Origin of the sequence: Curtobacterium sp. SORGH_AS_0776 (assembly GCF_031453355.1) — a bacterium.
Classification (GTDB): domain Bacteria; phylum Actinomycetota; class Actinomycetes; order Actinomycetales; family Microbacteriaceae; genus Curtobacterium.
Map to the genome: position 1 here is coordinate 530,058 of NZ_JAVIYU010000001.1, position 14,956 is coordinate 545,013.

Here is a 14,956-nt window from a genome sequence, read left to right on the forward strand (position 1 = left end):
CGAGTACGGGCGGGATCAGATGTCGTCGACGGACGACGACTCGAACCGCGAGGAGATGTTGATGCCGAGCTCTTCAGCGGCACGGAAGACCTCGTCGTCCGTGTCGCGGAGGCTGACCGCCTGGCCGTCGGCCGAGAGGACCTCGACGTTCAGGCAGAGCGACTGCATCTCCTTCATGAGGACCTTGAACGACTCCGGGATACCCGGCTCCTGGATGTTCTCGCCCTTGACGATCGCCTCGTAGACCTTCACGCGGCCGAGGATGTCGTCGGACTTGATCGTCAGGAGCTCCTGGAGGGCGTAGGCGGCGCCGTACGCCTCGAGCGCCCACACCTCCATCTCGCCGAAGCGCTGTCCACCGAACTGCGCCTTACCACCCAGCGGCTGCTGCGTGATCATCGAGTACGGACCGGTCGAACGGGCGTGGATCTTGTCGTCGACCAGGTGGTGCAGCTTGAGGATGTACATGTAGCCGACCGACACGGGCTCCGGGAACGGCTCGCCGGAGCGGCCGTCGAAGAGCTGCGCCTTGCCGGACGAACCGATCAGGCGCTCGCCGTCGCGGTTCGGGAGGGTCGAGTCGAGGAGGCCCTCGATCTCGCGCTCGTAGGCACCGTCGAACACCGGGGTGGCGACCTTCGTGCCGGGCTCCGCGCTGCGGGCTGCCTCGGGGAGGGCAGAAGCCCACTCCTGGATGCCCTCGACGTTCCAGCCCTGCTTCGCGAGCCACCCGAGGTGGATCTCGAGGACCTGGCCGAAGTTCATGCGGCCGGGGACGCCGAGCGGGTTGAGCACGATGTCGACGGGGGTGCCGTCGGCGAGGAACGGCATGTCCTCGACCGGGAGGATGGTCGAGATGACGCCCTTGTTGCCGTGACGACCGGCGAGCTTGTCACCCGCGGTGATCTTGCGCTTCTGGGCGATGTACACGACCACGCGCTGGTTGACGCCCGAGCCGAGCTCGTCGTCGCCGTCCTGCGAGTCGAACACCTTGACGCCGATGATCGTGCCCTCTTCACCGTGGGGCACCTTGAGCGAGGTGTCGCGGACTTCGCGCGACTTCTCGTTGAAGATGGCGCGGAGGAGGCGCTCTTCGGCGCTGAGCTCGGTCTCGCCCTTCGGCGTGACCTTGCCGACCAGGATGTCGCCGGGGCGGACCTCGGCACCGATGCGGATGATGCCGCGCTCGTCGAGGTCGGCCAGGAGGTCCGGGCTGACGTTCGGGAGGTCGCGGGTGATCTCTTCCTTGCCGAGCTTCGTGTCACGGGCGTCGACCTCGTACTCCTCGATGTGGATCGAGGAGAGCGTGTCGTCCTTCACGAGGTTCTGCGACAGGATCATCGCGTCCTCGTAGTTGTAGCCCTCCCACGGCATGAACGCGACGAGGAGGTTCTTGCCGAGCGCGAGCTCGCCGTTCTCCGTCGCGGGGCCGTCGGCGATGACCTCGCCCTGCTCCACACGCTCACCGGCCGAGACGACCACGCGGTGGTTGTAGCTCGTGCCCTGGTTCGAGCGGTCGAACTTGCGCAGGTAGTAGGTCTGCGTGCCGCCCTCGTCGAGCTGCAGGGTCACGGCGTCGGCCGAGACCTCGGAGACGACACCGGCCTTGTCGGCGGTGACGACGTCGCCGGCGTCGATGGCGGTGTAGCCCTCCATGCCGGTGCCGACGAGCGGCGACTCGGAGCGGAGCAGCGGGACTGCCTGACGCTGCATGTTCGCACCCATGAGGGCGCGGTTCGCGTCGTCGTGCTCGAGGAACGGGATGAGCGACGTCGCGACCGACACCATCTGGCGCGGGGAGACGTCCATGTAGTCGACCTCGTCCTTGCCGACGAGCTCGACCTCGCCGCCCTTCTTCCGGACGAGCACCTTGTCGTCCTGGAAGTGGAAGGAGTCGGTGAGCGGGGCGTTCGCCTGCGCGACGACGAAGTCGTCCTCTTCCGAGGCCGTGAGGTAGTCGATGGTCGTGGTGACCTGACCGTTCACGACGCGACGGTACGGCGTCTCGATGAAGCCGAAGGAGTTGATCCGACCGAACGACGCGAGCGAGCCGATCAGGCCGATGTTCGGGCCTTCCGGGGTCTCGATCGGGCACATGCGGCCGTAGTGCGACGGGTGGACGTCACGGACCTCGACGCCGGCACGCTCACGGGACAGACCACCCGGGCCGAGGGCCGAGAGGCGACGCTTGTGCGTCAGGCCCGCGAGCGGGTTGTTCTGGTCCATGAACTGCGACAGCTGGGACGTCCCGAAGAACTCCTTGATCGCGGCGACGACCGGGCGCACGTTGATCAGGGTCTGCGGCGTGATCGCCTCGATGTCCTGCGTGGTCATGCGCTCGCGGACGACGCGCTCCATGCGGGACAGACCGGTGCGGACCTGGTTCTGGATGAGCTCACCGACGGCGCGGATGCGACGGTTGCCGAAGTGGTCGATGTCGTCCACGTCGAGGCGCAGCTGCACCGGCTCGCCGTCACGGACACCGTCGAGCGTGGTCTTCTCGGCGTGCAGCGAGACCAGGTACTTGATCGTGCGGACGATGTCCTGCACGGTCAGGACCGAGTCGCTGAGCGGCGCGTCGATGCCGAGCTTGCGGTTGACCTTGTAGCGGCCGACCTTCGCGAGGTCGTAGCGCTTCGGGTTGAAGTAGAAGTTGTCGAGGAGCGCACGCGCGGCCTCGGCGGCGACCTGCTCGCCCGGACGCAGCTTGCGGTAGATGTCCTTGAGCGCCTCTTCCTTGGTGAGGATGGCGTCCTTCTCGAGGGTCGACTCGATCGAGGCGAAGCCCTGGAACTCGTCCATGATCTCTTCGCTCGTCATGCCGAGCGCCTTGAGGAACACGGTGACCGACTGCTTGCGCTTGCGGTCGATGCGCACGCCCACCTGGTCGCGCTTGTCGATCTCGAACTCGAGCCAGGCACCACGCGACGGGATCACGCGGGCGGAGTAGATGTCCTTGTCGGAGGTCTTCTCCTGCTGGCGCTCGAAGTACACGCCCGGCGAGCGGACGAGCTGCGAGACCACGACACGCTCGGTGCCGTTGATGATGAACGTGCCGCGCTCGGTCATGAGCGGGAAGTCGCCCATGAAGACGGTCTGCGTCTTGATCTCACCGGTCATGTGGTTCATGAACTCGGCGTTGACGTAGAGCGGGGCAGCGTAGGTCTTGCCACGCTCCTTGCACTCGTCGATCGAGTACTTCGGGTCCTCGAGCTCGGGCGACGTGAAGCCGAGCTGCATGGTCTCGCCGAGGTCCTCGATCGGGGAGATCTCCTCGAAGATCTCCTCGAGCCCGGAGTGCAGTGCGAGGTCGGTGCGACCCTGCTCCTGGCCTTCGGCGAGGCGGGCCTTCCAGACGTCGTTGCCGACGAGCCAGTCGAAGCTCTCCGTCTGGAGTGCGAGCAGATCAGGAACCGTGAGGGTGTCCGTGATCTTGGCGAACGAGAGTCGCGAGTGGTTGCGACCGTTCTTGGGGTTGGTGGATGCGTTGGGCGCAGCAGCCAAGGGTTTGACCTCCGGTAGGCCCCGTCGGGCCGGTACTGACGAGCAGCACGTAGGTGAGTGGATTGACGCTTCAGCGCACCCCTCGAAGACACGCGATCACGCGACGGCCGGTGAGCTGTGCACGTGTGCGATGATCTGGGTGGACGGGACCCGCCGACATATACGGGACCGGCACCACCAGGGCACGTTCTGGAAGAACGCTGCGTCGACCGCAATATGACGACACGGATGCCAGGGAGCGCGAACTGCCATCATAGGTCGGGCTCGTCGCGGATGTCCAGTCCTGGCTTGACCGAATTCGGCAGTGCCGTGTATAAGCCGGTGGACAGCGTGGGTATTCCCTGCTCCGCAGCCCGGCCACGCCCGCCGGCGCAGGACGCGCAACGCCCGTCAGCGCAGGGCGCGGAACGCCGCCTCGGGCTGCCGCGTCCGCACGAACGTGACACGTCCGCGGTCGTCGGTGAACTCGATCCCGAGCCCCGGCGTGAGGATGAGCGCGCGGACGCCGCGTCCGATCCGGAGCCCGATGCCGCCGTACGTCGACGCGTCCGCCTCGACGAGTCGCACGTCGGTGATCCGGTCGCGGGCGATCCGTCGCGCGGGCAGCGGCCGGAAGTGCAGGACGACGTGGGTGTCCGTCACCGTCCACCCCGATCGGGCGACGAGGAGCAGGAACCCGACCGCGACGCCGACGAGCGCCGGCACCAGCAGCGCCGTCTCCGGAGCGTCGCCCGGCCAGCCGAGCACCGCCGCGGTCAGCCCGAGCCCGCCCACCAGCAGGACCGCACCCACCGCACGCATCCAGGTCGGCGCGTGCTCGCGCTCGGTGTGGGTGGACGGACGGGAGGCGCGGGTGGCGACCGCGGGACGGCTCGCGGTGGTGCGGCGGTACGTGGGCACGCTCATGGTGTCGGTCATGCGGGTCGACTCCTCGTGGGATCGGGTCCGTTCGTGCTCATATGTTACATAGCGCACGCAATGTGTTCAATGGTCTCGGCGGGCGGACCACGGGCGGCGCGCAGGAGAGCGGGGAGCCCGGCGCACGCCGACGGCGCGCACACGAGGGGCAGTGGGGGTTGCCGGACGGTCGCGCCGCGGTCACGAGCGGGGTGCGGAAGCGCGCGAGGTGTGGGGCACTGCGCGGATCGACGCACCGAGGTGACGACCCGGTGAACGGTAGGCGACGACCCTTGGCGTCCGCTGGTGGTGCATGTGCACGCATTCACCTGCGCCGGGTTGACCGGTCGGGACCGCGGACCCGGGTCAGCGCAGGACGAGGGCGACGGCCTCCGCGCGGGTGCGGACGCCGAGCTTCGTGAACACCTGGTTCACGTAGGACTTCACGGTGGGCACGGTGAGGAAGAGCTCGGCGGCGATCTGCGGGTTCGACCGGCCCTCGGCGATGCGCCCGAGCACGTCCGCCTCGCGCGGGGTGAGCGTCGGGAAGCGCGCACGGAGCGACTCGGTCGGGTCGGGCGTCGCGACGGGCGCGGGCGCGGTGCCGCCGGCCAGCTGGGCGACGAGCCGGGCGCCCACGGTGGCGTCGAACGTCGACTGCCCCGACGCCACCGCGCGGATCGCCGTCGCGATCTCGCCGCGGCCGGCGTCCTTGGTCAGGTACCCGCGTGCACCGGCCCGCAGCGCGGTCAGGATCGACTCGTCATCGGCGAACGTGGTGAGGACGAGCACGGCGACCCCGGGGTGTCCCGCGGTGATGCGCGCCGTCGCCGTCGGGCCGTCGACGCCGGGCATCCGGAGGTCCATGAGCACGACGTCCGGGGACTCCCGCTCGACCGCGGCGACCGCCTCGGCGCCGTCCGACGCCTCGCCGACGACCTCGAGGTCGTCCACGAGCGAGAGCACCGTCACCAGCCCGTCGCGCACGATGGCCTGGTCGTCGACGACGAGGACGCGGATGGTCACGGGCGGTCCCCCTCGGCGGCCAGCTCGTCGACCGGCAGGTGCATCGCCACGACGAACTCGTCGTCCGACCGGTCCGCCTCGACCGCGGCGCCGCTGCCGAGCTCCGCGAAGCGTTCGCGCATCCCGAGCAGACCGTGGCCGCCGCCCGACAGCGGGTTCGCGACCACGACGTCCACGGCGTCGCCGTCCCGGATGACGGACAGGGACACGGGACGGCCGGGGGCATGCCTGCGGGCGTTGCTGAGCGCCTCCCGGACCACCTGGACCACGGCGGCGCGGTGGGCCGCATCGAGGTCGGTGAGCGCCGTGTCGCCCTGCGTCACGATCTCGCCGCCGAACGACCGGTGCGCGTCGACGAGGGCTCCCAGGCCCGCCGCGGGGTCCGTGGTCGGACGGGAGGCACGGTGCGGGACCTCGGGCGGGCCCGCGTCCGCCTCGGTGTCCGTCTCCGCGTCGTCCCGCAGGGCGTGCACCGCACGTCGCGCCTCGGCCAGGCCGTCCGCGGCGAGCGCGCGGGCCTCGGCGGCGCGCTTCGTGGCGTCGTCGACCCGGCCGGCCTCGAGCAGGGCCTCGACCGCGTCGAGCTGGAGCACCAGTCCGCCGAGGGAGTGCGCGAGCACGTCGTGGATGTCCCGGGCGGCTCGGGACCGGTCCGCGAGGAGTTCGGCGCGCTGCTGGTCCCGCTCGGCCTCGCGCGCCCGTTCCGCCGCGATGCGGAACTGCCGACGGCTGAAGCCGATGAGGACGCCCAGGAGCATGCCGCCGCTCGTCCCGAGGACGAACTGGACCGAGGCGTGCTCGATCGAGGCGGACACCGCGACGACCACGATCGCGGCGAGTGCGGCGACGGATGCCGCCCAGACCGGGACGCGGAGGTTCGCGCCGAGCAGGACGATCCCGACGATCACGGGGACGATCATGAGCGAGTCCGTCGGCACCACCGTCAGGGTGCCCGCGGCGATCATCAGGACCCCGGCGACGACGAGGAGCCGGGGTGTGCGACCGAACTCGCGGAGCGCCCACGCGGCGAGCGCCACCGCGCCGAGCACCCACACCCACACGGGGTGCTGCAGGGCGATGCCGTTCTTCACGAACCAGAACGCGACGATCGCGATGCCGAGGGCGTTGAGCCCCCAGGCGGCGCCCGAACGGGACCGGCCTCCGGGGAGGTCGGTCTCGTCCTGGCCGGTCAGCAGGGTCACCGGACCATCATGCCGCGCGGCTGGCGGTCGCCGCGGGGGATGCGGCCGTCGATGACGACGGCGCGTGCGGCGCGGTTCAGTGCGAGGACGAGCAGGATCGTGCCGGTCGACGTGAGCAGGTGCGCGCCGAGGTGGCCGCCGAGCACGTCGAGGCCGACGCGGACGGCGATGAGGACGATCCACAGCACCGCGCCGAGCGCACCCGTACGGGACTGGATCGTGCGGCCCTTGGCGTCCGGAGTGCCGACCGTGCGGAAGCGGGTGATGCTGCCCATGGTCAGGCCGACCCCGATCGTGATGAGCGCCTCGATCCCGAGGAACACCACGTCGGTCGTCGTGATCGTCGCCTTCGTCTGGGCGAGGACGACCACGCCGACGATCGCCATGATGAGCGGCGTGCGCCAGATGCGCGCCGGGTCGAGGTACTGCCAGGTCGCCTGGCGGTACCCGAGGAACGCGACCAGGGCGATGCCGACGAGGATGTTCACGAGGAGCTGGACCGACATGGTGTCCGCCTTCCGAGGAGGTCCGGCGGGCGTCTCCCGGCCGGTGGTACCAGCCTCGATCGACGGCGTCGGCGGGCACACCAACCAGGGGTGGGGACGCGGGTGGTGATCGTGGTGGTGTTCGATTGGTGCCATGGCTGATGCGTTCGACGGGTTCCGGATCGGTGCGGGGTACGCGGTGGTCGAGCCGGACCGGCACCGCCCGGGGTCCTTCACGCTCGTCGTCGACGGGACGCCACAGTCGCACGTCGACCTCGAGGACCCGACGCACCTGGCGTTCGAGTACATCCGGGCGGATCGGGCACGCCATCGACCTGCTCCCGGACGGCCCGGTGACGGCGCTGCACCTCGGTGCCGGGGCCCTGACGCTCCCCCGGTACGTCGCGGTCACGCGGCCGGGCTCGCGGCAGCAGGTCATCGAGCTGGAGCGGGACCTGGTCGACCACGTGCGGGACGCGCTGCCCTTCCCCCGCGGGGCCTCGATCCGGGTGCGGTACGGCGACGCCCGCGAGGTCCTCGGCAAGCTCCCAACCGGACTGCGCGGCACGGTGGACCTGGCCGTGGTGGACGTGTTCGGCGGCTCGCAGATCCCCGCGCACGTGACGAGCATCGAGTTCTACCGCGAGGTCGCGGAGTTCCTGTCGCCCACCGGCATCGTGGCCGTGAACGTGGCGGACGGGGCCGGGCTCGCGTTCGCCCGGGGGCAGGCGTCGACGCTGCAGGCGGTGCTGCCGTCGGTGGCGGCCGTCGCGGACACCGGGATGCTCAAGGGCCGGCGGTTCGGGAACATCGTGCTGCTCGGGTCGCCGACGGACCTGCCCGTGGCGGAGATGCCTCGCCGGTACTCCTCCGACCCGATGCCGGCGAAGGTCGTGCACGGGGCGGAGCTGCGGGCGTTCATCGCCGGGGCGCCGATCGTCACGGACCAGACCGCGGTGGCGTCGCCGGAGCCGAACCGGAGCGTCTTCGGCGGCTGACGCGCGACCGCGGGTCGGGCCGACGGTCGCCGTGCGATCGGGCGGATGCCGCGCACGCGGAGGGTCCGCCTGCCAGGATGGGTCTGAACGACCGCGCAGGTGCGCGACCGAGCAAGGGGATCCCTGATGACGAACGACGACCGGAGCAACGAGGACCGGACGGGCGACGGCCAGGCGTCGAGCTGGGGCGGAGCGCCGCAGCAGCCCGCTCCCTCGGCCGACGAGCCGCGCTACGGCGAGCGGGTAGACCCCGCTCCCACCTCCACGCCGCAGTACGGCGAGCCGGCCCCGCAGGCCGACGCGCCGCGCTGGGGCGAACAGGCCCAGCAGTACCAGGCACCGCAGGGCGAGACCCCGCAGTACGGGTCGACCCAGTACGCCGAGCAGCAGGGCCAGTACGGGCAGCCGCAGCACGGGCAGCCCCAGTACGGCCAGCAGCCCTACGCGGCGGCTCCGGCGAGCGCCGGTGCCCCCTCGTGGCAGGGCTACGAGGAGCCGAAGGCCAAGAAGAAGACCGTCGGTGTGGTGGCCTTCGTCCTCGGGCTCGTGTCGCTCGTCGTCGGCGTGATCGGCGGATGGCTGATGGGGGCTGCGCTCGCGAGCAGCGACGCCCTCCGGAGCGTCGTACCGACGGACGGGTCGACGCCCGACCAGAGCCAGTTGCAGCAGCAGCTCATGAACGACCCCAACGTCGTGTCACAGCTCGGGGTCGGGGCGATCGTCGCCGGGATCGCTGCGCTCCTCGGCCTCTGGGCGCTCGTGCAGGGCATCGTCGCGATCGTCACGAAGCGCGGCCGGGGCTGGGGTGTGTTCGCGATCATCCTCGCGGTCGTCGCCACGATCGCGACCTTCGCCACCTACATCGGCGTCGCGGCCGCGGCGGTGGTGAACGGCGGCAGCTGAGCTCCGGAGACCGTCCCGGACGGCCCGTCGTGCACCCGCACGGCGGGCCGTTCTCGTCCCCGCGGTCGACACGAGCGTGACCCCCGTGCGCGTGGCACCGCTCGCTCTCGGGGCGGCGCGGCTACCCTCGAACCGATGTCCCTCCCGCCCGACGACCGCCAGCAGCCCGACCGCACCGACCGTGCCCGGGAACCGCGTCATGCGGCGCCCGTGACGGCCGGCGTGAGCCCCGGCAGCACCTTCGCTCCGATCAGCCTGCGCCCCGCGGTGGACGCCGACGCCGTCCAGCAGCGGCTGCGCGACCTCGGGCAGAGCCGCAGCACCGACGCGCTCGCGGAGCGTGCCGAGCTCCTCCGCCTGCTCGGTCGGCTCGACGAGTCGCTCGTCATCGCCGAGGAGGTCTTCCGCCTGACGATGTTCACGGGGGAGCGCTCGGACAAGGTCTCCGCACGGATCCGTCGCGCCCACGTCCTGCACGACCTGGGGCGGTACGAGCGTGCCGCGACCGAGTCGGCCCTGGCACGGGACACCGCCCGGACCGAGGAGTGGCCGGAGCTCGAGGGCGCAGCGGCCGAGCTCGAGGGCTGGTCGCTGTTCGAACTCTCCCGCTTCGACGAGGCCCGTGCCGCGCTGTCCCGGGCGTACCAGGCGTTCCGCCAGGCCGGTGCGCCGTCGGAGCGCACCGAGGCGCTCCGCACGGCGGTCGAGGCAGCGCTCCGGGCCTCGGTCGCGCAGCCCCCGGCCGAGGACAAGCCGCGCACCGCCCGCGACGTCGCCGCACGCCGTGCGGACGAGGACGAACCGGCCGCACCCCGCGCTCCGGAGCCCGTGCAGCAGACCCCCACGGTGCGCCGCCGGGTCCTCGGTGCGCCGGACGCCGCCCGGACCGAGGCGGACGAACTCTGGGGCCGCATCGCCGCACGTGCCGCGCAGAAGGGCCAGGCCGGGCGCGACGAACCCGGCGACGACGAACGGTGACGACGCTCGAGGCCGTCCGGTCCCGCGCCGAACACCTGATGACGGCACACCTCGGGGCGGGCAGCTGGTCGTTCGGGTTCGACCACGCGAAGACCCGGGCGGGCCAGTGCGACTTCGCCCGCAAGCGCATCACGGTGAGCCGCCACCTCGCCGTGCGGTTCTCCGAGGACGACGTCGACCAGGTGCTCCTGCACGAGATCGCGCACGCGGTGGCCGGGGCCCGCGCCGGCCACGGACCCACGTGGCGCCGGACGGCGAAGGCACTCGGCTACACGGGCTCGCGCCTGTACGACGGCCCCGTGGCGAGCGAACTCGCACCGTGGATCGGCACCTGTCCGGCCGGGCACGAGCACTTCCGCTACCGCACCCCGACCCGGCCGCTGGCGTGCGCGAAGTGCTCCCGCCGGTTCGACGCCCGGAACGTCATCGCGTGGGAGCGCCGAGCGGCGGAGGCCAGCCGAGCTACCGCATGATGCCGATCGCATGCGGAGGCGCGCCGGTAACCCGTTAGCCTGGGCGGATGCACACGGGGCAGCACATCCGCACGGACACCGGTTCCACGTGGTTCTTCGACGCCGGACGGATCGCCCTCGACTTCGCGCACACCGGCGGGTTCGCCGACGACCCGGACGGTCGACGTCCGCGGGCGCAGCTCGGCGAACTGCTCGCGACACCGGCCGACCTCGACGAGTGGCTGAGCGACCACACCGAGCCGATCGACGTCGGCGCGACCGCCCGCGAGCTGCAGGACGCCCGTGCCCTCCGCGCAGCGATCGCCCGGCTGGCCGTCGCCGCGGCTCCGGGTCCGGCCTCGACCGCGGCTGAACGGACCGCGGTGGCTGCCGGCCTCCGCGCCGGGACGGGTCGCACGCGCCCGGCACCGGACGACATCGACACGGTCAACCTGTTCGCCGCGCTGCCGGACGTGCCGCCGAGCCTGCCCGGTGGTCGTCGTCGTGCGGGTGCGAACCGGGTGCGGCTCGCCCAGGCGCTGTCGAGCGTCGCACGGGACGCCGTGGCCCTGTTCACCGAGGTCGGCTTCGACGACGTCGCCGCGGACGGGCAGCCGACGCGGTTGAGCCGGTGCTCGGCGGACGACTGCGGCCTCGTCTTCTACGACTCGTCGCGCGGGGGCACACGCCGGTGGTGCTCGATGCAGCGGTGCGGCAACCGGGCGAAGGTGCGGGCGCACCGGGCCCGACGCGCGGCGGTCTGAGCCGACCCGCGCCTCCTGGCCTGCTCGCCGCTCCGGGCCGGGCCGATTCGCATGCGACACGAAAACAAGGATTCGGCGTGCCGAATCCTCTGGCATGCTGTCTTCATGACCGACACCGCTGCCCGTCCTGCCGAGACGACCACGCCTCGGAAGCGCGCGGCCGGCCTGACCCTGCTCGGCCCCGCGTTCGTGGCCGCCATCGCCTACGTCGACCCCGGCAACGTCGCCGCGAACCTCACCGCGGGCGCGAAGTACGGCTACCTGCTGCTCTGGGTCCTCGTCGCCGCGAACGCCAGCGCGGTCGTCGTGCAGTACCTCTCCGCCAAGCTCGGCGTCGTCACCGGCAAGTCCCTGCCGGAGCACCTCGGCCTGCGGATGAAGCGCACGCCCCGGCTGCTGTTCTGGGCGCAGGCCGAGGTCGTGGCCGCCGCGACCGACATCGCCGAGGTCATCGGCGGCGCACTCGCGCTGCACCTGCTGTTCGGGCTGCCGCTCGTCGCCGGCGGGGTGATCACCGGCGTGGTCTCGATGGCGATCCTCACCCTGCAGAGCCACCGCGGCACCCGGACGTTCGAGGCGGTCGTGACGGCGATGCTCGCGATCCTCACGGTGGGGTTCTGCGCCGGGCTGCTGTTCGCGCAGGTGTCACCGGGCGAGCTCGTCTCCGGACTCGTCCCGCGGTTCGAGGGGTCCGAATCGGTGATGCTCGCCGCCTCGATGCTCGGCGCGACGGTGATGCCGCACGCGGTCTACCTGCACTCCGCCCTGGCGCGCGACCGGCACGGCGACGTCCCGGCGGGCCCGGAGCGTCGTCGGGTGCTCGTCGCGACGCGCTGGGACGTGGGGCTGGCGCTCCTGGTGGCCGGCGGGGTGAACATCTGCATGCTCGTCCTCGCGGCGGCGACGCTGCCCGGGGTCGCCGACACGGACTCGATCCCCGGAGCGCAGCGGGCGATCGCCGAGCACGTCGGCCCCGTCGTGGGCGTCCTGTTCGCGGTGGGGCTGCTGGCGTCGGGACTCGCCTCGACCTCGGTGGGCTGCATGGCCGGCGCCGAGATCATGAAGGGACTGCTGCACGTGCGGATCCCACTGCTGGCCCGACGGCTGGTCACGCTCGTGCCGGCCATCGTCCTGCTCGCGGTGAACGCCGACGCGACGATGCTGCTCGTGGTGAGCCAGGTCGTGCTGAGCTTCGGGATCGCCTTCGCGATCGTGCCGCTGGTCGTCTACACGTCCCGCCGCAGCGTGATGGGTGCAGACGTCAACGCGATGACCACCCGCGTCGTCGCGGGGGTCATCGCGTTGGTGATCGTCGCGCTCAACGTGGCGCTCATCGTGCTGACGCTGGCCGGCTGAGCGGGTCGGCGCCGGCGAGTCGGCGCCGACTAGTCGACGACGCGGACGCCCTTCCAGAACGCCACGTAGCCCGAGTAGTCCTCGCCGACACGGTCGAACGACGACGGGATGGGCGTCGGGTACGACCAGGCGTTGTCCTGCAGCGCCTGCCCGTCGACGTTCACCGTGTAGTACTGCGTGTCGCCCTTCCACGGGCAGTGGTACTGGGTGGGGCTCTCGGTGAACAGCTCGCTCTTCACGCTCGACGGCGGGAAGTACCAGTTGCCCTCGATCTGGATGAGGTCCTCCTGCGGGGCCTCGGCGATCACGGTGTCTCCGACGACTGCCTTCACGGCACGCTCCTTCGCTCTGCGGTCCGGCGGAGGTACCGGATGTGGAGGTCGAACGCTACGCGCGCGAACTCGATTCCCGCAGGGTCTCCAGCTGGCCGTCCACCGCGAGCGCCGCGTGAACGTCGGCCGGTGCGAGCGCCGCGGCCGCCTCGGAAGCGCTGACCAGGTGCTTCACCGCCCGCCGCAGTCCCGTGTACGCGGCACAGGCGGCCGCCGCCTCGGGCGAGGTGTGGTCGATCCCGACCTCGGCGAGCGCGTCGACGACGGCGCCGGCCGCGAGCAGGTCCTCGACCGCGAAGTCCGGTGCGTCGGGCACGTCCGCGGCCTCGCCCGCCGCTTCCGCGGCGTCGTCACCGGGTGCGTGGTGGCGTCCGGCGGCGACGATCGCGACGACGCAGCGGTCACCGCGTTCGGCCTGGAGGCGCGTCACGCGTTCCGCGACCGCCGTCGCGTTGCCGAGGTGGCCGAGCACGACCTCCGGACCGTCCGGCACCTGCGCGGCGACCGCGCGGAGCGCCCGTCGGTGGGCGGGTCCGTCGTGCGCCGCGGACGCCGGGAGGACGTCGACCCAGACGACCAGGTGCGTCCCCGGGGCGATCCGCGCGGCGCCGCCGGTCCCCCATGCGAAGCGGACCTGGTACTTCTCCTGCGTGCGTGCTGCCACCTGCGACACGATAGCCGTCGGCGGGTCCCTGATCCTTTCCACAGGTGCTCCGCCGTCCGGGGTTCGTCAGGGTCGGCGACCGTAGGATCTGTTGCCATGGAGATCGCCCCCGCACCCACCCTGACCGGCGACCGCGTGACGCTCGAGCCCCTCGGCTCCGAGCACGCGGACGACCTGCGGGCGGCGGTCGCGGACGGCGATCTGTGGCGCACCTGGTACACCTCGATCCCCGCTCCGGCGCAGGTCGACGACGAGATCGACCGGCGGCTCGCCGAGCAGGCAGCGGGACGGATGGTGCCGTTCGCGGTGCGCGACCGCCCGACCGGCCGGGTCGTGGGGTCGACGACGTTCCTCAACCCCGACACGGGCAACCGCCGGGTCGAGATCGGTGCGACGTTCCTGTCGCGGTCGACGCAGCGCACGGGCATCAACACCGAGGCGAAGCTGCTCATGCTCTCGCACGCGTTCGACGTCTGGCAGTGCATCGCGGTCGAGTTCCGGACCCACTGGCACAACCTCCAGTCCCGCACGGCCATCGCGGCACTCGGTGCGAAGCAGGACGGCGTGCTCCGGAACCACTCGATCGGCCGTGACGGCACGCTGCGGGACACCGTGGTGTTCTCCGTGATCGCGTCGGAGTGGCCGACCGTGCGGTTGTCCCTCGCCGAACGGCTCCGTCGGCACGACCGCGCCGAGGGTGCTCGACGCCGATCCGCTCGACACGCCTGACCCGGTTCCGTCCGGCACGCCTGCCGCCGGGCCCGCCGGTCGTCCACCGCGCACGAGTAGCGTTCGCGGCATGCACGTGGGCATCCGGATCACCCTCGACGCACCGGTCGAGGCCGTGCGTGACGCCCTGCTGTCCCCGGCGGTGATGGTCGCCGTGACGAAGCCGTTCCTGGTCTACCGGTCGCGCGATCCGCAGGGGTTCCCGGTGCGCTGGGTGCCGGGCGAGCCGCACCCGATCACCGCGAGCGCCTTCGGCGTGGTCCCGAGCGGCGACACGCACGTCGACCTCGACCTGTACGAGGTGCGCGGTGTGCCCGTGCAACGCGACAACGGCGGTGGCACGAGCGGGCTGTTCGGACGGATGTCGATGCAGCACCGGATGGCGACCGTCGACCTCGGGGACGGTCGGACGCTCCTCGTCGACCGGCTCTCGTACCGGATGCGGCCCGCGGTGCTCGGAGCCCTGCTCTGGCCGGGGATGTGGGTGATCTGGCAGTGGCGCGCGCTGCGGATGCGCGCCCTCGCGCCCGGTTGGCGGCGCGCCCGACGAGCCGCGGCCTGACCGCCGGACCCGCGCCGTTCCTCCAGGCAGGGCGTACGCTCGTACCGTGAGCCAGACGCATGAGCCGGCAACCGACGACCGCGTGCACAGCACGCTCGCCACCG

14 protein-coding genes and 1 pseudogene are annotated in these 14,956 nt (G+C 71.8%); 8 read left to right on the forward strand and 7 right to left on the reverse strand.

The genetic code is table 11. The annotated features are described in order from the left end of the window. Window positions 1–15 precede the first annotated feature (15 nt). The 5 genes from rpoB to QE359_RS02645 all read right to left on the reverse strand — a co-directional run bounded on the left by rpoB (window position 16) and on the right by QE359_RS02645 (window position 7,135). Window positions 16–3,504 (reverse strand): DNA-directed RNA polymerase subunit beta, encoded by a 3,489-nt coding sequence (gene rpoB, locus QE359_RS02625; protein WP_070417662.1) that lies wholly within the window; start codon window positions 3,502–3,504, stop codon window positions 16–18. 390 nt (window positions 3,505–3,894) lie between these two features. Beyond that, window positions 3,895–4,422 carry a hypothetical protein gene (locus QE359_RS02630; protein WP_309777397.1) on the reverse strand — a complete coding sequence of 176 codons (528 nt, stop codon included), beginning with the start codon at window positions 4,420–4,422 and terminating at the stop codon, window positions 3,895–3,897. Window positions 4,423–4,767: 345 nt separating this feature from the next. Beyond that, entirely contained in the window at window positions 4,768–5,427 is a 660-nt protein-coding gene (locus QE359_RS02635; RefSeq protein WP_309777399.1) for a response regulator transcription factor, read from the reverse strand. After that, window positions 5,424–6,629, reverse strand: coding sequence for a histidine kinase (locus QE359_RS02640; protein ID WP_309777400.1), 1,206 nt, complete (start codon window positions 6,627–6,629; stop codon window positions 5,424–5,426). Before QE359_RS02640 ends, QE359_RS02635 begins: the two co-directional genes overlap by 4 nt. Further along, entirely contained in the window at window positions 6,626–7,135 is a 510-nt protein-coding gene (locus QE359_RS02645) for a hypothetical protein (RefSeq protein ID WP_071302473.1), read from the reverse strand. The genes QE359_RS02640 and QE359_RS02645 overlap by 4 nt, the downstream gene beginning before the upstream one ends. A 133-nt stretch (window positions 7,136–7,268) precedes the next feature. On the opposite strand from QE359_RS02645, the pseudogene QE359_RS02650 reads away from it, so the two are divergent. From QE359_RS02650 to QE359_RS02675, 6 genes and pseudogenes are all read left to right on the forward strand, one after another. Beyond that, window positions 7,269–8,112, forward strand: a pseudogene (locus tag QE359_RS02650) (spermidine synthase). A 126-nt stretch (window positions 8,113–8,238) separates the two neighbouring features. Further along, on the forward strand, window positions 8,239–9,015 hold the full coding sequence (locus tag QE359_RS02655) for a hypothetical protein (RefSeq protein ID WP_309777402.1): 777 nt from the start codon (window positions 8,239–8,241) through the stop codon (window positions 9,013–9,015). 135 nt (window positions 9,016–9,150) lie between these two features. Then, window positions 9,151–9,993 (forward strand): hypothetical protein, encoded by an 843-nt coding sequence (locus QE359_RS02660; RefSeq protein ID WP_070417655.1) that lies wholly within the window; start codon window positions 9,151–9,153, stop codon window positions 9,991–9,993. Next, window positions 9,990–10,466 (forward strand): SprT-like domain-containing protein, encoded by a 477-nt coding sequence (locus tag QE359_RS02665; protein ID WP_309777405.1) that lies wholly within the window; start codon window positions 9,990–9,992, stop codon window positions 10,464–10,466. Before QE359_RS02660 ends, QE359_RS02665 begins: the two co-directional genes overlap by 4 nt. 47 nt (window positions 10,467–10,513) lie before the next feature. After that, entirely contained in the window at window positions 10,514–11,209 is a 696-nt protein-coding gene (locus QE359_RS02670; RefSeq protein ID WP_070417654.1) for a CGNR zinc finger domain-containing protein, read from the forward strand. A gap of 105 nt (window positions 11,210–11,314) precedes the next feature. Further along, complete coding sequence (locus QE359_RS02675) at window positions 11,315–12,565, forward strand: Nramp family divalent metal transporter (protein ID WP_229085561.1); 1,251 nt, start codon at window positions 11,315–11,317, stop codon at window positions 12,563–12,565. Window positions 12,566–12,594: 29 nt separating this feature from the next. Here the strand turns inward: QE359_RS02675 and QE359_RS02680 are convergent, their stop codons facing one another. Then, window positions 12,595–12,897: a DUF427 domain-containing protein gene (locus QE359_RS02680; protein ID WP_309777407.1), complete on the reverse strand. Its 303-nt coding sequence runs from the start codon at window positions 12,895–12,897 to the stop codon at window positions 12,595–12,597. Window positions 12,898–12,952: 55 nt separating this feature from the next. Further along, complete coding sequence (locus QE359_RS02685; protein WP_309777408.1) at window positions 12,953–13,561, reverse strand: 2-phosphosulfolactate phosphatase; 609 nt, start codon at window positions 13,559–13,561, stop codon at window positions 12,953–12,955. Window positions 13,562–13,657: 96 nt separating this feature from the next. Here QE359_RS02685 and QE359_RS02690 point away from each other — a divergent pair, with 96 nt between their 5' ends. Further along, the gene (locus QE359_RS02690) at window positions 13,658–14,290 is read left to right on the forward strand and encodes a GNAT family N-acetyltransferase (protein WP_071295193.1); all 633 of its coding nucleotides are present in this window, start codon (window positions 13,658–13,660) and stop codon (window positions 14,288–14,290) included. 70 nt (window positions 14,291–14,360) lie between these two features. After that, on the forward strand, window positions 14,361–14,852 hold the full coding sequence (locus QE359_RS02695; RefSeq protein WP_309777410.1) for a hypothetical protein: 492 nt from the start codon (window positions 14,361–14,363) through the stop codon (window positions 14,850–14,852). Window positions 14,853–14,956 lie beyond the last annotated feature (104 nt).